This is a genomic window from Hymenobacter cyanobacteriorum (assembly GCF_022631375.1).
GTDB lineage: Bacteria > Bacteroidota > Bacteroidia > Cytophagales > Hymenobacteraceae > Hymenobacter > Hymenobacter cyanobacteriorum.
Genome location: NZ_JALBGC010000003.1, coordinates 790,486 through 810,862 on the forward strand (window position 1 = coordinate 790,486; position 20,377 = coordinate 810,862).

General features: G+C 63.4%; 15 protein-coding genes. 9 read left to right on the forward strand and 6 right to left on the reverse strand.

The genetic code is table 11. From position 1 onward, the window contains the following. Positions 1-265: 265 nt before the first annotated feature. From MON38_RS12990 to treF, 4 genes are all read right to left on the reverse strand, one after another. On the reverse strand, positions 266-3,052 hold the full coding sequence (locus MON38_RS12990) for a T9SS type A sorting domain-containing protein (RefSeq protein ID WP_241936602.1): 2,787 nt from the start codon (positions 3,050-3,052) through the stop codon (positions 266-268). A gap of 148 nt (positions 3,053-3,200) precedes the next feature. Beyond that, entirely contained in the window at positions 3,201-4,421 is a 1,221-nt protein-coding gene (locus tag MON38_RS12995) for a hypothetical protein (protein WP_241936603.1), read from the reverse strand. Between the two features lie 575 nt (positions 4,422-4,996). Then, complete coding sequence (locus MON38_RS13000; protein WP_241936604.1) at positions 4,997-5,551, reverse strand: RNA polymerase sigma factor; 555 nt, start codon at positions 5,549-5,551, stop codon at positions 4,997-4,999. A gap of 246 nt (positions 5,552-5,797) precedes the next feature. Beyond that, positions 5,798-7,444 carry an alpha,alpha-trehalase TreF gene (gene treF / locus MON38_RS13005; RefSeq protein ID WP_241936605.1) on the reverse strand — a complete coding sequence of 549 codons (1,647 nt, stop codon included), beginning with the start codon at positions 7,442-7,444 and terminating at the stop codon, positions 5,798-5,800. Positions 7,445-7,642: 198 nt separating this feature from the next. On the opposite strand from treF, the gene MON38_RS13010 reads away from it, so the two are divergent. From MON38_RS13010 to MON38_RS13035, 6 genes are all read left to right on the forward strand, one after another. Next, positions 7,643-8,050 carry a BlaI/MecI/CopY family transcriptional regulator gene (locus tag MON38_RS13010; protein ID WP_241936606.1) on the forward strand — a complete coding sequence of 136 codons (408 nt, stop codon included), beginning with the start codon at positions 7,643-7,645 and terminating at the stop codon, positions 8,048-8,050. Then, positions 8,028-9,401: a M56 family metallopeptidase gene (locus MON38_RS13015; RefSeq protein WP_241936607.1), complete on the forward strand. Its 1,374-nt coding sequence runs from the start codon at positions 8,028-8,030 to the stop codon at positions 9,399-9,401. Before MON38_RS13010 ends, MON38_RS13015 begins: the two co-directional genes overlap by 23 nt. Before the next feature lie 201 nt (positions 9,402-9,602). Further along, on the forward strand, positions 9,603-10,421 hold the full coding sequence (locus MON38_RS13020; protein WP_241936608.1) for a class I SAM-dependent methyltransferase: 819 nt from the start codon (positions 9,603-9,605) through the stop codon (positions 10,419-10,421). A gap of 211 nt (positions 10,422-10,632) precedes the next feature. Next, complete coding sequence (locus MON38_RS13025) at positions 10,633-11,658, forward strand: hypothetical protein (RefSeq protein WP_241936609.1); 1,026 nt, start codon at positions 10,633-10,635, stop codon at positions 11,656-11,658. 211 nt (positions 11,659-11,869) lie between these two features. Further along, positions 11,870-13,030: an acyl-CoA dehydrogenase gene (locus tag MON38_RS13030; RefSeq protein WP_241936610.1), complete on the forward strand. Its 1,161-nt coding sequence runs from the start codon at positions 11,870-11,872 to the stop codon at positions 13,028-13,030. 158 nt (positions 13,031-13,188) lie between these two features. Further along, a complete protein-coding gene (locus tag MON38_RS13035) occupies positions 13,189-14,115 on the forward strand; it encodes a helix-turn-helix domain-containing protein (RefSeq protein WP_241936611.1) in 927 nt (308 codons plus the stop codon). Positions 14,116-14,207: 92 nt separating this feature from the next. On the opposite strand, the gene MON38_RS13040 is transcribed toward MON38_RS13035, so the two are convergent. Both MON38_RS13040 and MON38_RS13045 read right to left on the reverse strand, forming a co-directional pair. Further along, positions 14,208-15,026 carry a hypothetical protein gene (locus MON38_RS13040; protein WP_241936612.1) on the reverse strand — a complete coding sequence of 273 codons (819 nt, stop codon included), beginning with the start codon at positions 15,024-15,026 and terminating at the stop codon, positions 14,208-14,210. 142 nt (positions 15,027-15,168) lie between these two features. Continuing rightward, positions 15,169-15,519, reverse strand: coding sequence for a DUF4157 domain-containing protein (locus MON38_RS13045; RefSeq protein WP_241936613.1), 351 nt, complete (start codon positions 15,517-15,519; stop codon positions 15,169-15,171). A 337-nt stretch (positions 15,520-15,856) separates the two neighbouring features. On the opposite strand from MON38_RS13045, the gene MON38_RS13050 reads away from it, so the two are divergent. The 3 genes from MON38_RS13050 to MON38_RS13060 all read left to right on the forward strand — a co-directional run bounded on the left by MON38_RS13050 (position 15,857) and on the right by MON38_RS13060 (position 20,206). Next, positions 15,857-16,570: a C40 family peptidase gene (locus tag MON38_RS13050; RefSeq protein ID WP_241936614.1), complete on the forward strand. Its 714-nt coding sequence runs from the start codon at positions 15,857-15,859 to the stop codon at positions 16,568-16,570. A gap of 217 nt (positions 16,571-16,787) precedes the next feature. Then, positions 16,788-18,527, forward strand: a complete 1,740-nt coding sequence (locus MON38_RS13055; RefSeq protein ID WP_241936615.1) for a DUF1800 domain-containing protein — start codon at positions 16,788-16,790, stop codon at positions 18,525-18,527. 101 nt (positions 18,528-18,628) lie between these two features. Then, the gene (locus MON38_RS13060) at positions 18,629-20,206 is read left to right on the forward strand and encodes a DUF1501 domain-containing protein (RefSeq protein WP_241936616.1); all 1,578 of its coding nucleotides are present in this window, start codon (positions 18,629-18,631) and stop codon (positions 20,204-20,206) included. Positions 20,207-20,377: the final 171 nt, after the last annotated feature.

A 20,377-nucleotide genomic window follows, 5' to 3' on the forward strand; every position in this document is an offset into this window, starting at 1 on the left:
TGAAAGAAGCTGGCCGGGGCGGCGCTTTGGTAGCACCAGGTGTTTGGCCGATGAAAGGATGTATTGCAAAACCGTGCCAAAATCGGCCCGGCCCGGCAGCTGTTCCCGCCGCTTTTTTCAGGCCGGCCGACCAACCCACTCCGTTTGTGGATAAACCTCCCACTTCCATCGACCAGCCGCTTTGCGCAACGGCCGTAAAAAAGCCGGGCCGCCCGGCTGGGCAACCCGGCTTAGTGCCGTGGAAAGTGGAAGGAAGGAAAAAAAGCTATTCGCGCACCACCTGCCGACTCAGGGCCGGGCCGGTGGGCGGGGTGAGGCGCAGCACGTAGAGGCCCGGCGCGAGGCCGCGCAGGTCGAGCTGCTGGCGCAGCAGGCCGGCGGGGGCGGCCAGCGTTTGCCGGCGCACGGCTCGGCCCAGGCCATCGAACAGCTCCACGCGCACGGGGCCGGCGGTGGGCAGGGCGGCCGCAATGTTCAGCACGTCGGTGGCCGGGTTGGGGTAGGCTTCCCAGGCCGGGGCGGTGTGGCTGGCCAGCGCAGCGGTGGCCACAAACACCGTAGTTGTGGCCGTATTGGTGCGGATGCCGGCATTGTAATCAAACACAATGCTGGCGCGGTTCGGAATAATTTCGCCCACCGCCAGCGTGGGCCGGGGCTGCACCCGGAAGCGCACGAAGCCCATTGAACGAATCACATCGGCGTTCTGCTCGGGCAGGTTGATGCCGAGGAATTGCACCGTGAGCAGTCCCGTATTGGGGCCGATGCTGGTGAGGCTCCAGCTGCAGTTGTGCGACTGCGCCACCAGCATCAGCGTGGTTGGGTTCAGCTTGCGAAAATCCAGCGTGTCGCTGAGGATGACGTTCTGGGCCGGGGCCGAGCCCAGGTTCTGGAAGTGGATGGTGTAGTCGAGCGGCTGCTTGGCCGCTACCTGGGCCGGGGTCAGGCGCTGGTAGTTCACCTCGATGCTGTTGGGGTCGTAAGGGCCCACCACGGTTTGAGCCAGGGTGGCGGCGTTGTCGGCCGGGGCCACATCGCCGGCCACGGGCGCGGCGGCCGTGGTGCTCAGCGCCGCGCCCAGCGGCGTGTTGGTGGGCAGGCTGAACAGTACGTCGTAGGTGGTGGAGCCAAACGGCGGCAGCGCCGCATAGTTCAGGCTGACGACCCGGCCGGCCACCGCACCGGCGGGCGTACTGCTCACATATTGCATCTGCGCATCGAGGGTGAGCGTGGCCGTGCCGGCCGGCAGGGGGCTGGTGCCCACATTTTCGAGCTTAAGGCGGTAGCGGGTGGTGAGGCCGGCCCGGGCCGCGCTGTAGGGGGTGAGGACGAGGCGCAGGTCGGTTTGGTTGACGGTGGGAGCTATGCCGAAATCCTGATTAAGCAGCAGCTGGTTGGTGCCGCTGAAGGTGCCCGAATAGATGCTGCTAAGCGGCTGCGACACGGCATAGTGCTGAGGCAGGTCCGTCAGGCCCAAGGTATAGGCGCCCGCGTCAGCGTAAGCCTGCAAGCTGCCGTTGATGCCCACGGCCGTATAGGTAGTGCTGCCGCCTTGCGTGAGGACGGTAGTGAGCTGGCGCGGAAACAAGCCTTCGCCGGCATCGCGCTGCCCATTGGCATTCTGGTCTACATAAACCTGCCCCCGCAGCGTATTGGCGTAAGCATTGATGCGTGCCACGATAGCCGCCTTGCCCACCACAGTTTGCGTGCCAAGCTGAATATTCGGGATACTGGCGGTTCCATAATAATCGTTCGTGGCGCCTACTAAGTAGAGGCTGCCCGCCGCGTCCTGGCCCAGCTCCAGCATTTGCAAATAAGCCGGAAACGGCCCGGGCGAAGCAGGCCAGGCATCGGCTACTGCCCATTGGGCTACGCCCAGGTCATTGAAGTGCACCACGCTGTAGGGCGTGCGCAGCTCCAGTGCTCCTATTTGTACAGTAGTGATGCCGCTGGATACCACCACGTTTGCCCCGTCATTGTTTACGGCTAGCTTCTGGCCCGCCGACACCGCCGCCGGGTTATACGTTTGCCCATCGCGGGCCCATTGCAATGCGCCCGCAGCGTCGTATTTGGCTAAGAAAAAGCCCTTCTTGAGCGCAGTGCCCCCCAGGCTGGCATTTTGCACGCTACCGGTGAGGTAGCAATTGCCATTGGCGTCGGCCGCCGCTGCCTGCGCGGTGATGTTGAGGGGGCTGGCAGTGCTGGGCGTGCCGACCTGCTGCGTCCACTGCGGAGTACCGCCCGCGTCGAAACTGGTCAGGAACTGGGCCCCGGGCACCGTGAGGGTAAGCAGGGGCGTGGCCGTGCCGGCTCCCAGGTAGAGCGTGGTGCCCCCCACCACGCCGCTTACCAGGCAGCCGCCGCTAGGCTTGGGGCCAAGCATCAGGTTGGGCAGCCTGCTGCCGGCATCGGAGTGCAGCACCTGCACCCACTGGGCCACGCCGGCACTGTTGGTTTTCAGCACGTAGCTCTGAAAGATATTCACCGGCGTGCCGGCCACGGTACTGGTGGCGCCCACGGTGCCACTGAGGTAGGCGTTGCCGGCATCATCCGCCACCAGCCCTTCGCTGATGGCATTTAAGTAGGAGGCCGGCAGCGGGTTGCTCCAGAGCAGCTGTCCGGCCCCCGAACACTTGGCGTAGAAACGCGGGGCCGAGCCGGCGGGTACTGCTACGCCATCCCAGGTAGCATTCCCGTTGTTGTTGCCCACCACAAATACACCGCCGGCCACGTTGTCGGGCGCGAGCCTCGTCACCTGCAGGTTGTTCAGGCGCTTGGCCCACAGCAGGGCCCCGGCGTTGTCGTATTTTAAGATTATGGCCGCGCCCGGCCCACGTGGAAATACCACCCCACCAATGCTGAGGTCGCTGGTGGGTTGTAAAATTGAATAGGTGTTGCCACTGGCATCGGTGGTGCTGGCTTGCGAGAGGGCCGCGGCCGTATCTGGCACCGACCGGATGCCCCGGGCCCACTCGACGAGTTGCGCCCGCGCCGAACCCAGGCCGGCCATTAGCAGAAAAACCACCAGTAAAAAGCAGATACGAAGTGTTTTCATCGGGGAAAGCAGAAAAGGTGGAAAGGACCGCTGCGCACCCGCGCGGCGGAGCAAACGGCCGGCACCGCCCCGGCCGGAGCGCGGCGCCGCGTTTCATTAGCCCAGACCAGCGCCGCCCCGAAAAGGCTGCCGGAGCGGGGCAAAATAGTTACAGCCCGAACCGCACCCCCAGCATCAGCCCCGTGGACGTGGCCTGCTGGCGCAGCCCCGTTTCGGGCTTATACAGCGACAGGGCCTGCCAGCGCAGGCTCGGGGCCACGCTCACGCTCAGGCGGGGCGTGAGGGCGTAGTTGATGGCCAGCGAGCCCGCCAAAGCCACGTTGAGCGCCCGGAAGGGACTGGAGGCCACGGTTATTCGCTCGGTGCGGAAATGCTCGCCGTCGTCGGTGGCCACCTGGGTGCCGCCCAGGAAAAACTGCAGCTGCGCGCCCACGGCCACGTCGGTCCACAGGCGGCTGGTGCCGGGCGCGGCCAGGCGGTAGCGCAGCAGCACCGGCACCGTGAAGAAGCGGTAATTGGGCTGAAAAACCTTCGTGGTGAGAATTTCTTTTCTGCTGATGTTGGGCGTGATGGTGGTGCGCGAGGTCCGCACCGTGTCGTGCTGCAGAGTGGTTGTGAACACGGTGTCGCGGCGCGGCACGTACACCGTATCGTAGCGAATTACCTGGCCGTTGGGGTTGAATACCGGCGAAAGCTGCGGTATCTGCACAATGCGGATAGAGTACGTTTGGTGCGTCGAACTAAACACGCCAATGGTGGTCGTCGTCACCGAATCGTAGCGCACGTGCAACTGAGTGGTTTTGTTGGTGATGCGCAGGTCGGCCCCCAGGGCGGTGTAGCCCACGCCGCCGCCCACGCTCAGGCGCGGCGTGAGCTTGTACTCGGCCAGCAGCCCGGCGCTGAAGCCGGCCCGGCCGGTTTCGTGGTTGCGGCGCAGGGCCGTGAGGCTGTCGCCCTCGCGGCCTTGCAGGGCCAGCGTGTTCTGCTCGGGCGTGGCCGTGAGGAGCAGGCTCCAGCGGTTGGCTTTCGGCAATTCAGGTTTGATTTTCGGCGCTTGAGTTGTGTCGGCCGCGGCCAGCCGGGGCGTGGCGGGCAGGTCGCCGAGGGCCAGCAGCAGGCTGTCGGCGCGGCGCTGCAGGCGAAACAGCTCGGCCCGCTCGGCGCGCAGCGTGCTGAGCAGGGCGGCACGAGCATCGGCCGGCAGCGGGCCCGGCGCGAGGGGGCCCACGCTTGGCAGCTGCACCAGCGTCTGGCGCTCCAGGGCCGCGAGGGTGCGCAGGGTGGCGGGCAGGGCTTCGGCGGAGGCCGGCGCGCCCGCTTCATTTAGGGCAACGCCCGGCACCAGCTGGGCAACTGTTGTTGCAGCCAAAGAGTTGGCAGCCGCGCTATCGCCTAGTGATTTCGGGCCTTGAACGGTGTGAGCCGATTCGGCCATCGCGGAACGCCGCAACGGGCTCCGCCAGGCAGAAATGGCCACTCCGGAGTTCCGGAGCAGGCTCCGCCGTGCGGAAATGGCTGTTGCGGAGCTCCGCAATGAGCTTCGCGGCTCGGCAGTGGCCGCTTCGGAGCTCCGCAACGGGCTCCGCCGTGCGGAAATAACTGTTGCGGAACTCCGCAACAGGCTTCGCGGCTCGGAAATGGGTGTTGCGGAGCTCTGGTACCCCGACTGGCGATTATCCGAAGTGATAACGCGCGTTTGTGCTGCCCCCGCCAAAGCCCCCGGCCGGGGTCCGTGCGGCAGCAGCCAGCCGCCCAGCCCCGCCACAAAAGCCGTGAGCACCAGCAGCAGCGGCACCAGCCACGGCCGGCGGCGCGGGCGCAGCCGGGGCGGTGGTCCCAGGCGTGCCTCAATGCCGGCCCACACCGGCGCGCCCGGCACGAGGTCAAAATCATCGAATTTGCTGCGCAGCGATTGGTCGAGGCGGTTGTCGTCGGGTTCGGATATCATAATCGTAAATAGCTGGCCTGCTGCTGGTGCAGCCGGATGAGTTGTTTGCGGGCCTTGCTGAGCTGGGCCTTCGAAGAGCTTTCCTGAATGCCGAGCAGCTCGGCGATTTCGCCGTGGGTGTAGCCGTCCACGGCGTAGAGGTTGAGGACGAGGCGGCAGCCATCGGGCAGCTGCTCCATCAGGGCCAGCACCTCGGCCACGGCCAGCCGGTCGAAGGCATCGGCATCGGGAGCGAAAGGCTCGGGCACGTCTTCCAGCAACAGTTGCTGGCGGCGGTGCTGCCCGCTCTGCCAGTGGTTGAGGGCCGTCGTAACCACAATGCGCCGCAGCCAGCCCTCGAAAGCGCCCTCGGCCCGAAACTCGCCCAGCCGGGCAAACATCTTTACGAAGGCATCCTGCAGAATGTCTTCGGCCTCGGCCACCGAGCGCGCGTAGCGGCGGGCCACGCCCAGCATGCGGCCGGCGTAGCGGGCATACAGGGCTCGCTGCGCCGCCGGCTCGCGGCGACGGCAGGCGGCAAGCAGCACGTCCAGCTCGGTAGAAAGCGACATTTACTCGGGAAAGCAGCGGCCGCCCGGCCGGGTGCCACCCGGCAGACAAGTTACCATCCGAAAAGGCTGCTGCGTGGGGCGAAAGTTTTTTGCTAACTGCCCGCCCGACTGTCATCCTGAGCTTGCGAAGGACCTTATCACGTCTGCGCCGCTTGATAGCATTGCAAACCGTTCTTCGGTGATAAGGTCCTTCGCAAGCTCAGGATGACAGTCGGGCGGGCTATTACCTAATTACAGGTAAGCGCGCTACTTGTCCTCCCGGTTCAGCAGGCGCAGCAGCACGCCGTTGGTCCACCCGAAGCCGTCCTGCAGCGGGTACTCGCCGCCGCCGGCGGGGCGGTTCACGTTCAGCACATCGTACTTCTCCAGCAGCTTGCCAGATTGGGCGAACACGCGGCTGTTCAGGCGCGTCCAGCGGCGAGCTACGGTGTCGGCCAGCGGCTTTTGCTGATATTGCATCAGGCCCTCAATGACCAGATACTGCAGCGGTGCCCAGCCATTGGGGGCGTCCCACTGCTGGCCGGTGCGGCTGAGCGTGGTCACCAAGCCGCCGGGTTTTAGGAAGTTGATTTTCAGCTCCGCACCCACCCGGGCCGCCTGCGCCGGCGTGGCCAGCCCAAACGCCAGCGGAAACACGCCCGCCAGGCTGCGCACCGCCGAGCGGCGGCGCGTGCGCCAGTTGTAATCCTGAAACCAGCCGGCTTTGGCGTCCCAGCTCAGGGCCAGCAGGGCGGCTTTGCGCTGGGCGGCTTTGGCAGTGTAGCTGCGGGCCTGCGCCGCCTGGCCGGCCACGCGGGCGGCTTCGGCCAGGGTCATTTCGAGGTTATAGAGCAGGCAATTGAGGTCGACGGGAACCAAATCGGTGGTCTGAATGCTGCCTAGCCCACCCGTGGGCCCAAACCAGCGGCTGCTGAAATCCCAGCCCGAAGCGGCCGCCGCCCGCACGTTGCGGTAGAATTGCGCGGCCGGCTGCCGGCTCTTTTTGGCGGCGGCCACGTCTTCGGCAAACGACTCTTCGCGGGGCTGGCTGCTCTCGTCCCAGTAGCGGTTCAGCACCGCGCCGGTGGGCAGGCGCACGGCGCGGTGGGCGGCGGTGCCGGGCTTTATGGTGGCGCTGCCCAGCATCCAGTAGCGGTATTCGGCTTCGAGGGCGGGGCGGTAGCGCAGCAGCTCGGCGTTGCCGCGGTCGCGGGCCAGCAGTTGCACCATGCTGGCGAAAAACGGTGGCTGCGAGCGGGTGAGGTAGTACGTGCGGTTGCCGTTGGGCACGAAGCCGAACCGGCCAATCAGGTAAGCAAAGTTGTCGGTGATGTCGCGCAGCAACTGCGTTTTGTTGGCTTCGGCCAGCCCCAGCATCGTGAAGTACGAATCCCAGTAATACACCTCCCGAAACCGCCCGCCCGGCACCAGGTACGGGTGCGGCAGCGGCACCAGCGACCGAAACGGCGCCAGTTTATCGGCTGAGTCGGTGGCCGGCGCGGCGGGCCGGGCCAGCACCGTCCACAGCGTATCAAGGTGGTGGCGCAGCCCCGCCGCCTGGTTGGTCTGGAAGGTGGTGGCGGTATTCGTAGGCACGTCGAAATGGCTTTCCACGAAGGCCTTTAGCCGGAAGCCGGGCCGCGCCTTCTCGCGCCGCCAAGCGGCCAGAATAGCGGCCGGCGCCTGCCGGGGCGCGGCATCCACAAACGTCTTGTTGTCGGAAAAAACCCGGCCCAGCTGCACCGCCTCGAACAAGCCCGGGAACAGCTGTCGGGGCGAGCGGGGCAAGAGAGTGGCCGCCGCCTTTGGAGACGCCGCCGCTTTTGAGGCGGCCGGGGCGGCGTTTTCGGTTTGCGCCGCGGCGGGGCTGACGGTCAATGAAATCAATGTGCAATAGAGTAGCAGCTTCAGCATGAGCACAGCAGTGGAGTGAAAAGGCACGTAGCGGCCCGTCTGCCCGCGGTTGCCGGCCGGCACTGCTTACGTGTGCCCGGCACTTTTCGCTTCGCTCATCCGCAGAAGCAAACCATTTTGCCATGAATAACTAAATAAATAGTTTGTAAACTAAAATATTAGTTATACGTTTGCGTTACCCTGAAACACCCGCAACCTATGGACCCCTCCGCTTTCCCCGAACTCACCCGCGCCGAAGAACAGGTGATGCAGGTGCTCTGGCGCCTCGGCCCGGCCTTCGTGAAGGACGTGCTGGCCGAGCTGCCTGCCCCGCAACCGGCCTACAACACGGTTTCCACCATCATCCGCATCCTCGAAACCAAGGGCTTCGTGGGCCACGATGCCTTCGGACGCACCCACCGCTACTACGTGCTGGTGGCCCAGGACGACTACCGCCGCTTCTCGCTGCGCAAGCTGCTGGGAGGGCACTTCGGCAACTCGTTTGGCCGCCTCGTTTCGTTTTTTGCCAAGGAAGAAAACCTCGACGCCGCCCAGCTCGACGAGCTGCTGCGCCACGCTGCCCACCCCCAAACCCCCAACCCCGATGAACCAGCTCAGCCTGCTTAACTGGATGCTGCTCAGCACCGCCCTGCTGGGCTTGTGGTGGGCCTGCTACCGCCTGGCCCTGCGCGCCGAGCGCAGCTTTGGCTACAACCGCGCCTTTCTGGTGCTGGGGCCGCTGCTGGCCGCCGGCCTGCCGCTGCTGCCGCTGGCCTGGCCCGCCGGCTGGTGGGGACCCGGCCCAGCGGGCCTGCCGGGCATGGTGGCCGTGCTGCTGCCGACGGCGCAGGTTGCGGCGCCTGGCGCTGCTGCCGGCACTGCCAGTTTCAATTGGTTTTTCTGGCTAGTGGTCGTTTATTTGGCTGGCGCGGCCCTGATGCTGCTACGGCTGGGCATCGGGCTGGGCCGCCTATGGTGGCAAACGCGGGACCTGAAACGCACGGCGGCCGCGGACTACACCTTGGTCGAAACCCATGGCCGAGTGCCTACCAGTTCCTTCGGCCGGGTCATTTTCTGGGATGAAACGCTGGCGTTGAGCCCGGCCGAAGCCCGCCAGGTGCTGGCCCACGAGCTGGCCCACGTGCGCCAGCACCACACCACCGACCGCCTGCTGCTGGAGCTGCTGCGCGCCGCGCTCTGGTGCAACCCCTTCGTGCACTTGTGCGCGCGGGCGCTGGCCCTCACCCACGAGTACCTGGCCGATGAAGCGGCTCTGCATCTGCACGAGTTATCCCCGCCAACTCCTTCTTTTTCCACTTCCTACTCTCAGCTGCTGGCCCGGCAAGTGGCCCGCCGCCTCGGTTTCTCGGTTCCGCTTGCGCACTCCTTCTCCCACTCCCAAACCCTCAGTCGTATTGCCATGATTCAGAAAACCAATCCCATTCGCCGCTGGAAGCAGTGGCTCGCGCTGCCCCTGCTGGGCGTGCTGCTCGTGGCCGTCGCCTGCGAGAAAGCCGCCCCGCCGGCCGAGCCCGCCGTATCGTCCGCATCTCAGAACTCGGTGCCCCCGCCTCCACCCCCGCCGCCCACCGTGGTGCTGCACGATGGACGCCAGGCCCCGCCGCCCCCGCCCGCCGTCTACACCTACGTTGAGGAGATGCCCCACCTGGAGGGCACCCGCAGCGGCGACAGCCGCGCCATTGTAGAAGCCATTCAGACCCGGCTGGCGTACCCTAACGTAACTGCCGCCGACCAGCGCACGGGGAGAATATTTGCCTCCTTCATCGTAACCGAACACGGCGACGTTACCGCCCCCAACATTGTAAAAGGATTGGGCGCGGCTTACGACGAGGCCGTGCTGGCCGCTATTCAGAAATTGCCGAAAATGGTGCCGGGCAAGCAGGATGGCAAAGCTGTTGCGGTTTCCTTCACCGTGCCAGTACAGTTTGCCACGGCTACAACTCCCGGCGGCGAATAGGCTTTAGTATAGCAGTCGATACCACCAACAAAAAACGAGAAACCGCTCGAAAAGCTCCGGCTCGCGCCGGGGCCTTTCTGCGTTGCGGGCGTTGCCACCGGCCACCGGGCCTAACTTTCGGCAGCAAAAGCGCCCGAAGCGGCTTTTGCAGTTGTCAGCTAGTGGCTCACTTGCCGCCGCACTTTACCCGCCTGCCGCCTCATGTCCCGCCTATCCGTTGCTCTGCGCGCCCTACGCAGCCTGGCCCGCACGCCTTCCCTCCTCAACCACGTCATCGCCGGCGATGTGGCGGCCTGGCAGCGCCGCGCCCTAGCCCACGCCGGCCGTAGTGTTTCCGAGAAAGGACTGCCGCTGGTACCGCTGGCGCATTTCCTAAGCCCGGCCGATACCACCGTGCGCCCATTCGCCTTCCGCGAGGGCGGGTCCTTGCCCACCGATTTGCTGTTGCTGCGCTCCCTGGCCCGCCGCGCGCCTGGCTGCCGCTACCTCGAAATCGGCACCTGGCGCGGCGAAAGCGCCGCCAACGTGGCCGAAATCGCCGCTGAGGTCTTCACCCTGAACCTGTCGGATGCCGAAATCCGCGCCCTCGGCCTGCCCGAGCGCTACATCGCGCTGCACGGCTTTTTCTCGAAGCCGCTACCCAACGTGCGCCACCTGCACGGCAACTCTGCTACCTATGATTTCGCCGGTTTGGACGGGCAGTTCGATGTCATTTTCATCGACGGCGACCATCGCTACGACGCCGTGCGCACCGACACCGCCCGCGTGTTTGAGCACCTTGTGGGCCCGCGTACCGTGGTGGTTTGGCACGACGCCAGCCGCCAGCCCGGCGAGCCCCGCTGGGAAGTGCTGGCCGGCTTGCTCGACGGCATGCCCGCCACGGCTACGGGCCAGCTGGTGCAGGTCGAAAACACGCTGTGTGCGCTGTACTCGCCCACACCATTGCCCACGCAGGCTCCCGACCCGCTGGCTGACCCGGCTTCCTGGTTTGAAGTGACGTTGACGCCCGTCAGGAATTAGGCAGCGGCTGTCATTCCGACATTCCACGAATCAAGTGGAGAGAGGAATCTGGGTCAATCTTTCAGCCGAAAATCATCAGATTCCTCCTGCGTCGGAATGACAAATGCTATTCCACAGGATTTAACTGATTTTTAATTGGTCGCCTACCGCCACCCGCGCGGAAAGGCTTACCTTTGAGGCTACTATTGCCCGTTTTGTTCCCCCTTCATCCGTGTTGTTAAAAGCTACTTCCGGCGCGTTTGCCGCCACCCTGGGTTTGCTGGCCGTGCTGGCCTTCCCCGCTTGCAAAACCAGCCCCAACGAGGGCGAAAAAGGCGGCAGCGCCACCACCGACAGCGTAGCCGCCGCCCCGGCCCCCGTCGATACCATCAAAATCAAGATGGCCGCCATGCGCCGCGACTCGCTCAAGGCCGACAGCATTGCCAAGAAAACCGGCCAGCTGCCGGGTGCCATTCTGCCCGGCCACCGCATCGTGGCGTTCTACGGCAACATCCGTTCGAAAGGCATGGGTATCCTGGGCCGCGAGCCCAAGGAGCAGATGTTCCGCAAGTTCGAGGGCGTATTGAAGGAGTGGCAGGCCGCCGACCCCAGCATCCCGGTGCAGCCCGCCCTGCACAACGTCACCATCACGGCCCAGGGCTCGGCCGGCAAAGACGGCAAGTGGCGCCTGATGAATTCCAGCGCCACCATCGAAGAAGTGATTTCGTGGGCCAAGGAGCACAAGTGCATCCTGTTTCTGGACGTGCAGCCCGGCCACAGCACGTTGCAGGCCGAGTTGCCCAAGCTGGAGAAGTACCTCAAAGACCCGATTATTCACCTCGGCATCGACCCCGAATTCTCGCTGGCCACCATGCCCGGCGTGCGCCCCAACCAGAAAATCGGCACCCTCGACGCCAAGGACGTGAACTTCACCATCAACTTCCTGGCCCGCATCGTGAGCGAAAACCACCTGCCGCCCAAAGTGCTGACGGTGCACCGCTTCACCCGCAAAATGCTGAGCAACTACAAAAACATCAAGCTCGACCCCCGCGTGCAGGTGGTGATGCACATGGACGGCCACGGCGACCCGACCCTGAAAAAGGATTCGTACGACGCCTACATCAAGGCCGAGCCCGTGCAGTACACCGGCTTCAAGCTGTTCTACGAGTACGATGCCCGCCCCAAGCCCCACCACATCATGACGCCCAGCGAGGTTATCGCCCTCACGCCTTCGCCGCTGTACATTCAGTACCAATAGCATCGCTGGCTCCGGCCACTGAATCCACCGGGCGCCCCGAATCTGAGCAGATTCGGGGCGTTTCGCATTAAACCGAACCTGGGCCGTGTGCAACCCTTTGCCTGCGCCGTTGTTAAGAGCCTTGCCTGAACGCCCGCGCTACGGCTCACCTTGCCTGTCGCCCGCAGGAACCGTACTTTTGCACCCCACCCACCTATCTCGTCCCCATCCCATGCAAACCGCCACTTCCTCGAACATTTATCAACTCTCCGAAGAGCAGCTCGCCGTGCGCGATGCCGCCCGCGACTTTGCCCAGAGCGAGCTGTGGGCCGGCGTGATTGAGCGCGACGAACACCAGAAATTCCCTGCCGAGCAGGTGAAGAAAATGGGCGAGCTCGGCTTCATGGGCATGATGGTGAGCCCCGAGTACGGCGGCTCCGGCCTCGATACCGTGAGCTACGTGCTGGCCATGGAGGAAATCTCGAAGGTTGATGCCTCCTGCTCGGTGATTATGAGCGTGAACAACTCGCTCGTGTGCTGGGGCCTCGAGAAGTACGGCACCGAAGAGCAGAAGCAGAAATACCTGCCCCGCCTGTGCTCGGGCGAAATCATCGGTGCCTTCGCCCTGAGCGAGCCCGAAGCCGGCTCCGACGCCACCAGCCAGCGCACCACCGCCGAAGACAAAGGCGACTACTACCTCCTCAACGGCACCAAGAACTGGATTACCAACGGCACCACCGCCTCGGTCTACCTCGTTATCGCCCAAACCAACCCCGAACTGAAGTCGCGCGGTATCAACGTCCTCATCGTGGAGAAGGACATGCCCGGCTTCATTCAGGGCCCGAAGGAGAACAAGCTCGGCATCCGCGGCTCCGACACCTGCTCGCTGATGTTCACCGACGTGAAGGTGCCCAAGGAAAACCGCATCGGTGCCGACGGCTTCGGCTTCAAGTTCGCCATGCAGGTGCTGGCGGGCGGCCGCATTGGCATCGCTTCGCAGGCCCTCGGCATCGCTTCCGGCGCGCTCGAGCTCAGCCTGAAGTACTCGAAGGAGCGCAAGGCTTTCGGCGTGCCGATTTCGCAGCACCAGGCCATCCAGTTCAAGCTGGCCGACATGGCCACCAACATCGACGCCGCCCGCCTGCTTTGCCTGCAAGCCGCCGCCGATAAGGACAACGGGGCCGACTACGCCAAATCGGGCGCCATGGCCAAGCTCTTTGCTTCAAAAGTGGCCATGGATTCGGCCGTTGAGGCCGTCCAGATTCACGGTGGCTACGGCTTCGTGAAGGAGTACCACGTGGAGCGCCTGATGCGCGACGCCAAGATTACCCAGATTTACGAAGGCACTTCTGAGATTCAGAAAATTGTGATTTCTCGGGAATTGCTCAAATAAACTCGGAATTGCCTAAAAAACAGATTCATTGCACTAAACCCAGCCGGTTTTCGGCTGGGTTTCTTGTTTTTGTGAATTTCAAGGTGTTATCTTGCACTGCGGTAGCCAGCTTGTTACCCATTCCGCACCTTACATCGGTCTTTTAGACCAGTTCAATTATGGAAGATTACAATAAAGTCATCGAGTCGTTGGGCGTCCGCTACATCAAGGCCAAAAACCTGGTGTTGCACCAGCCTTTCACTGTGCGCAATTCTTATGATGTTGGTAATAACCTGATTCTGTTGCACAAAGGCCACCTCACTTTCGGCGAAGAGCAGCTTGTGGTGGAGGAAGGCGAGATGCTGTTTATTCCCGGTGGCCGCCCCACCCGCGTGAGCTACGGCGTGGATACGAAAAACCGCCTCATCAGCAACGACGACCTGATTTCGAACAAGGACAAATTCTTTCATTCCAACGACAGCCTCGACCTCATTGGCGACGCCCCCGAAAGCCACAGCTTCGTGAGCTTCGAAGCCAAGGTGTTCGACTCGGTGAACTTCTTCGCCTCGCTCGACGTGCCGGCCTTCCTCATCTCGGGGCAGCCCAAACTGGCCAACCTCGTTATTAAAGTGGTGGAAGAGAGCATGCAGGACCTGCCCGGCCGCGAGCGTCTCATCAACATCTACACCGAGAACATTGTGGTGGAAGTGGTGCGCTACGTGCTGCGCAACAACATGTTTGTGGAGCAGTTGGCCACCAACAGCACCTATTTCAAAGACCCGCGCCTCATCGACCTGTTCAACTACATTAAGGAGAACCTCGGCGGCGACCTCTCGAACAAGGTGCTTTCCGGCGTTGCCAACGTGAGCGAGGACTACGTGGGCCAGTATTTCAAGATGCTGACCAACATCAACCCGCAGGACTACATCGAGTACCAGCGCATGGAGCGCGCCGTATTCCTGCTGCGCACCACCAAGAAGAGCATCCGCGACATCGGCAAAGAAGTGGGCTACAAAGACACCGCTTACTTCTGCCGCCGCTTCAAGATGATGTTCGGCATCCCAGCCGGCAAGATGCGCCGTCGTGAGTCGGCCATGAACATCTAAGCAAATGACTGGCAGTAAGGCTGCCAGCAGTTCACAAAAAAGCCCCGCTTCAGCAATGAAGCGGGGCTTTTTCGTTTTGCTAATCAGGCAGACTACTCAATGCTGCGGTAGTCGGTGCTTTTAGCCTTGTAATCGGTGCTTGAGGAAGACTGCGAGCCGTGGTCGGTGCGAGCCGAGGCGTGGCCGTACGCGGCGCCGCTGTCGTCGCGGCCGCTGCCCGCCTTAATTCCGGTATTGCTGGCCGAGCTGGCGTCGGTGTTGTAGCTGCCGCTGCTGCCGAAGCGGCTGCCGCTGTTGCCGTAGGGCGAACCGCTGTCGGTGCGGCGGCTGGCGCTGGCGTCGGGGGCCTGATAGCCGTAGCTCTTGCGGCCGTAGCTGCCGGCGTCGCGCTGCCGGCCGTAGTTGTAGGCGCTGCTGTCGCTGCTGCCCGACGACTTGCCTTTGCGGGTAGCCAGCCAGCCAATGCCAGCGGCCAGAATAGCACCGCCCACTACTTTTTGGGTGGTGCTCAGGCCATTCACGCGGTCGAGGGCGCGGTTGCCGAGGTCTTTCAGCGACTGGGGCAACTGGTTCACGCTGTTAAGTACGCCGGAATCTTCAATCCATTTTTTGCCGCTGTTCAGCGCGGTGTCGAGCAGGGTGCCTTCCTGGTCGTTGGTTTGCTGGCCTTCGCCCTGGCGGTTGGTGCCGGCGTTGGCGGTGTTCTGCGATTGGGCGTTGGGCGTGGCGGCCGTGCTTTGCGAAGTGAGGTTCGAAGTTGAATCCGAAGCGCTGGGCATCGGGGCCGACTTGCGCGAGGCGGCCGAAGCACCGCTGGCCGTGGGGGCTGCAGTGGGGTTGTTAGCGTTGGTGTTGCGGCTGGCGTTGGTCTGGTCCGGCGTGGTGCCGAACTGGTCTTTCTGGTTATCCATGATGTTTGGGCGGGAAAAGGAGATGAAAGGAATAAAACGCGGCCCCGCTGCCGAAGCTGGGTGGGGCGTGGGGTTTTATTCGTAATCGCACCCCGCGGGGTTGCTGAATGCCCACTTTATTTTCGAGCCTGCGCAGTCAGAGTCAGGGCTGTTGTGCATGGCGCGGCAGCGGGCGCAACACGTGGTTGGGGTCGGCGAGCACCACGCGGCGGGCTTCTTCGCGGGCCTCGGCCTCGAACTTGTTGTGGTAGTAGCCCACGCGGGCCGACTCAATCAAGTATTTCCAGAGGAAGGGGAGGAGGCCGTGCTCGCGGTACTGGCGCAGGTGCACGGCCTCGTGGGCCACCCATTCGGCATCGGCCAGAAACTCATCGCGGGTAGTGCCGCTCAGGTGCACCGTCTGGCCCACCACCATGGCCACGCGCGGGGCTTTGAGCACCAGCCGGGCAATGCGGGCGAGGGGCGAATTGACGTGAGTGCGAAGGTTTTGCATGCGAGCAAGATAACAAGGAATTGGCAGCGCGCGTTTACGAAGCCGCCCGGGGGATGGTTGCAAGTTGTAAAGGTGCTTTTCCTGTATAATATTATATTTAATGAAGAATTTTAGAATTTTTTTTATCAAAAGGGATGATGGTCTGGATTATTAGCCCTAGTTTTACCCAGCGACCCGTGCTAATACCAATATAATTTCAACGGGTTGCAGTTGATTTTCCACTTCTTCACTCGGCTGCATTCAGCCTTGCCTATCGCCTAAGAAAGCTACTAGCCGGCTCTTCCTCTTCACCAATCGGAACCCGGATTTTGCCCCTACTACCCTCTAACGACGGACAATGAAAAACAGCCTCCTGTATTGCCTCGCCGCTGGTTCGCTAGCCCTCTCCTTCTTCTTTGAACGTCCGGCCGATGCTTCGGCTGCGTCCCGTGCCTCCGTGGCACCGGTCGCGGCCGAAGCATCGTTGCTTCCGGACCTGATGACGGTGCTGCCCGCTAATGACCCTACGCTGCCCGGCACTACGCCCGCTGCGGAAAAGCCCGCCCCCACGCCCGCCGAACTGGCCGCCTCGCGCGACTCGCTCGCTTACCATTACTACGCCCAGACGCTGGGCCTGCACCTGTCCTTCGACGAGAACAAGGACCTGCTGCGCACGGTAACCGACTGGATTGGCACACCTTACAGCTTCGGCAGCAACTCGCGCCGCGGCACCGACTGCTCGGGCTTTGTTACCCGCGTGTTCCGCGAGGTGTATGGCATCACGCTGCAGCGCTCGTCGCGCTCGATGTTTGGCACCACGCAGCGCGTGCCCAAAGCCGAGATGCAAACCGGCGACCTCGTGTTTTTCCGTCGCGGCAAAGGCCCCATCTACCACGTGGGCATTTACCTGAAGGATGGCAAGTTTGCCCACTCGGCCTGCAATGGCGGCGTGATGGTGAGCTCGCTGAACCAGCCCTATTACCACCACAATTTCTACGCCGCCGGCCGCGTGCCCGCCGTGGCAGCCGCCGCTACCCGCGCCGCCGAGGCCCTGATGGCCCGCGCCGAGTAGCCATTCTGGCTTTTCGCCTTCCTACGACGCCCGACCCTTACCGGTCGGGCGTTTTTTTTGGGCCAATCGCCGGGCTTCACGCGGCATTCACCGAAACAAAAGTAGGCTTGCATTAAACTTGGCAGCGGCAGCAGTATCATAGCTAATAAATTGGCAATGAGGCCTGCGCGGAGCTGTCGGGCCGGGTTGCTACTTTCATCTTTGATGGTGTTTCGCAATGAATCGTAGACATTTCCTCGAACGAAATTCGGCCGTATTAGAGAAGTCAGTGCGGGCGGTGGCAGCCCCGGCCGCGCCAGCCGCTGCGCCGTTGCAGCAGGACCCGCCCGAAACCATCAGCCGCTACGCCAACAAGACCCTGCCGACCGGGGTAGCCCGCACTGCGAGCACGCTGGCCCCCTACACCGGCACCTGGGGCTACGCGCAGGCGGCGCACCTGCTGCGCCGCAGCCTGTTCGGGCCCACCCGCACCGAGATTCTGGCGGCGGCTGGCTCCAACCTCACGGCCGTCCTCAATACGCTGCTGACGCCGGCCGCCACGCCGGCTCCGCCCGTGAACGTGTCGGCCACCGATACCAGCGTGGCCATCGGGCAGACCTGGGTGGCGCAGGCCTTCGACCAGAATTTCGAAGGCGTGCGCCGAACCTCGCTGCGCGACTGGTGGCTGGGCCTGCTGCTGAACCAGAACACCTCGCTGACGGAGAAGATGACGCTGTTCTGGCACAACCACTTCGTGGTCGAGCTGGCCGACATCAACGATGCGCGCATGGGCTACGAATACTGCCGCCTGCTGCGTCAGCACGCCCTCGGCAACGTGAAGCAGCTGGCCAAGGACGTGACCGTGACGCCCGCCATGCTACGCTACCTCAACGGCAACCAGAGCACCGCCGGCGCGCCCAACGAGAACTACGGCCGCGAGCTATTGGAGCTGTTCACGGTAGGGAAGGGGCCGCTGATTGGGCCGGGCAACTACACCAACTACACCGAGGCCGACGTGCAGGCCGCCGCCAAAGTCCTCACCGGCTGGCGCGACCAGGCCACCGTGCCCATCGGCAGCTACTACACCGCCAGCCGCCACGATACCAGCACGAAGGTGTTTTCGGCCGCCTTCGGCAATGCCCGCATCGCGGCCAACGGCGCGGCTGAGTACCAGGATTTGGTGAACCTGATTTTCCAGCAGGCCGAAACGGCGCGGTTTCTGGTGCGCAAGCTCTACCGCTGGTTTGTTTATTATCTGATTGATGCCCAGGTCGAAACCGACATCATTCAGCCGCTGGCGACCATTCTTATCAACAACAGCTTCGACATCGTACCGGTATTGCGGGCGTTGCTGGGCTCGCAGCATTTCTTCGATGTGCTGAACATGGGCTGCCTCATCAAAAGCCCGCTCGATTTCACGGTGGGCCTGCTGCGGCAGATGGAGGCGGTGTTCCCGACGGCCGCCAGCAACCTGACGGCGCAGTACGGTATGTGGAACTACCTGAACTCGGCCAGCTTCGTGATGCAGCAAACCCTGGGCGACCCGCCCAACGTGGCCGGCTGGGCCGCCTACTACCAGACGCCGCAGTTCCACGAGCTCTGGATAAACGCCGTGACGCTGCCCCGCCGCAACCAGGTTACGGACCTGTTCATCGGCACGGGCTACACCCGCAGCGGCGTGAAACTGGTGATTGACCCGGTGGCGCTGACGCAGTCATTCCCGGCCGCCACGGCTTCGGATTGCAACCTGCTCATCGACGAGTTTGTGCGGCTGATGCTACCCATTGCCCTTACCGCCAATCAGCTGGCTTATCTTAAAGGAGCGCTGCTGCCGGGCTTGCCCGATTTTGAGTGGACCGTGGAGTGGCAGGCTTTCCTGGCCGCGCCCACCAACACTGCCAAAAAAGCGGCCGTGACGACCAAGCTGCAAGCCATGCTGCGCGCCCTAATGGGCCTGGCCGAATATCACCTCTCTTAAGCTGTTAGCTGGCAGCTATTAGCTGTTAGCCCTCCCACTATCCATCCCGTCAATTGAAGCCATTAGCTAATAGCTAACGGCTAATAGCTAACAGCTTAATCATGAAACGTCGCGAATTTCTCCAGACTACGGCTGCGGCTACGGTGGGCACTGCTTTCCTGAGCGGGCTGCCCATTGGCGCTTACGGCTACTCGGCCCAGCTGGCGGCCCTCACCAACGCCACCACACAATCTGATAAGGTGTTGGTCATCATTCAGCTGCAGGGCGGCAATGATGGGCTGAACATGATTATCCCGCTCGACCAGTACCCGGCCCTGATGGCCGCGCGCAGCAACATTGTCCTGCCCCAGAACCAGGTGCTGGGCCTGACGACGGCTACCGGCATTCATCCGGCCATGGCCTCGCTCCATAACATGTACCAGAACGGCAAGCTGGGCGTGGTGCAGAGCGTGGGCTACCCCAACCCCAACTTCTCGCACTTCCGGGCCACCGATATCTGGACGTCGGGCTCCGACTCGAACGTGACCTGGACCACGGGCTGGGCCGGGCGCTACCTCAACGGCGAGTACCCGGGCTTTCCCACCGGCTACCCCAGCACCCAGAACCCCGACCCGCTGGCCATCAGCATCGGCTCGGTGGTGAGCAACTGCGTGCAGGGCCCGACGGTGAACATGGGCATGGCTATTGCCAGCACGTCCTCTTTCTATCAATTACTTAGCGGCGGCGTGGATGCCGCGCCCAACACGCCGGCCGGCCACGAGCTCACCTTTATCCGGCAAGTGGTGAGCCAGACGCAGGTGTACACCACGGCCATTCAGGCGGCGGCCGGCCGTGCCCAAAACCTCTCGCCGCTGTACCCCGCCGCCGGTCAGAATTCCCTGGCTGACCAACTCAAAATCGTGGCCCAGCTGGTGGCCGGCGGTCTGCAAACCCGCATCTACGTGTGCCAGCTCGGCGGCTTCGATACGCACACATTGCAGGTGCCGGCCACGGGCAGCACCACCGGCGGCACGCACGCCACGCTGCTGGGCAAGATTGCCGAGGCCGTGAATGCCTTTCAGGACGACCTGCAGCGGCACAGCATTCAGGACCGGGTGGTGGGCCTCACGTTCTCGGAGTTTGGCCGTCGTATCCGGTCCAACTCGGGCTACGGCACCGACCACGGCGCGGCGGCCCCGCTGCTGGTATTCGGCTCGAAGGTGAACCCCATCGTGCACGGCCCCAATCCCACGCTGCCCGCCAGCGCCGGCGTGAACGACAACATCCCGATGCAGTTCGATTTCCGCAGCATCTACACCAGCATCCTGAAAGACTGGTTCCAGGTGACTCCGAGCACGCTCACGCAGCTATTCGGGCAAACTTTCCCCTACGTGCCGGTGCTGCGTGCGGGCACCGCCACGGCCACGGCCAGCGCCGCCCAAGTCGCCGAATTCACGGTATACCCCAACCCGGCCCCGCGCGACGGCCGCACCACCGTGGCCTACGACTGCGCCGGCGGCCATGTGCAGGTGGTGCTACTCGATGCGCTGGGCCGCGAAGTTCGCCGCGCCGTCGACCGCGTGCTGGCGGCTGGCCCGCAGTTCCTGCCTGTTGACCTGAGCGGTTTGGCGGCCGGGGCTTACTACTGCCAGGTGCGTGAGGCCCAGCGCACCGGCTCGCGCATTGTGGCGGTTGAGTAGTGGGTAATTAATTGTCAGCCAGCCGTTGCACCGGCCGCCTCCGGAGAAGCTGGCTGGTGCAACGGCTGGTTATTTTTTGCCCGGAATCGAAAAAAGACAGCCCGGCCGCAAGCTTTTCCGTACAGGCCTTGCGGGGCTTCGGCCCGGCATTCTTTCATTACTCCTTCTCAA

Excerpts from the sequence above, each read along its gene's own strand:
- MON38_RS12990 (WP_241936602.1), bottom strand. The coding sequence starts at position 3,052 with ATGAAAACACTTCGTATCTGCTTTTTACTGGTGGTTTTTCTGCTAATG.
- MON38_RS13000 (WP_241936604.1), bottom strand. The coding sequence starts at position 5,551 with ATGTCGCTTTCTACCGAGCTGGACGTGCTGCTTGCCGCCTGCCGTCGC.
- treF (WP_241936605.1), bottom strand. The coding sequence starts at position 7,444 with ATGCTGAAGCTGCTACTCTATTGCACATTGATTTCATTGACCGTCAGC.
- MON38_RS13010 (WP_241936606.1), top strand. The coding sequence starts at position 7,643 with ATGGACCCCTCCGCTTTCCCCGAACTCACCCGCGCCGAAGAACAGGTG.
- MON38_RS13015 (WP_241936607.1), top strand. The coding sequence starts at position 8,028 with ATGAACCAGCTCAGCCTGCTTAACTGGATGCTGCTCAGCACCGCCCTG.
- MON38_RS13020 (WP_241936608.1), top strand. The coding sequence starts at position 9,603 with ATGTCCCGCCTATCCGTTGCTCTGCGCGCCCTACGCAGCCTGGCCCGC.
- MON38_RS13030 (WP_241936610.1), top strand. The coding sequence starts at position 11,870 with ATGCAAACCGCCACTTCCTCGAACATTTATCAACTCTCCGAAGAGCAG.
- MON38_RS13035 (WP_241936611.1), top strand. The coding sequence starts at position 13,189 with ATGGAAGATTACAATAAAGTCATCGAGTCGTTGGGCGTCCGCTACATC.
- MON38_RS13040 (WP_241936612.1), bottom strand. The coding sequence starts at position 15,026 with ATGGATAACCAGAAAGACCAGTTCGGCACCACGCCGGACCAGACCAAC.
- MON38_RS13045 (WP_241936613.1), bottom strand. The coding sequence starts at position 15,519 with ATGCAAAACCTTCGCACTCACGTCAATTCGCCCCTCGCCCGCATTGCC.
- MON38_RS13050 (WP_241936614.1), top strand. The coding sequence starts at position 15,857 with ATGAAAAACAGCCTCCTGTATTGCCTCGCCGCTGGTTCGCTAGCCCTC.
- MON38_RS13055 (WP_241936615.1), top strand. The coding sequence starts at position 16,788 with ATGAATCGTAGACATTTCCTCGAACGAAATTCGGCCGTATTAGAGAAG.
- MON38_RS13060 (WP_241936616.1), top strand. The coding sequence starts at position 18,629 with ATGAAACGTCGCGAATTTCTCCAGACTACGGCTGCGGCTACGGTGGGC.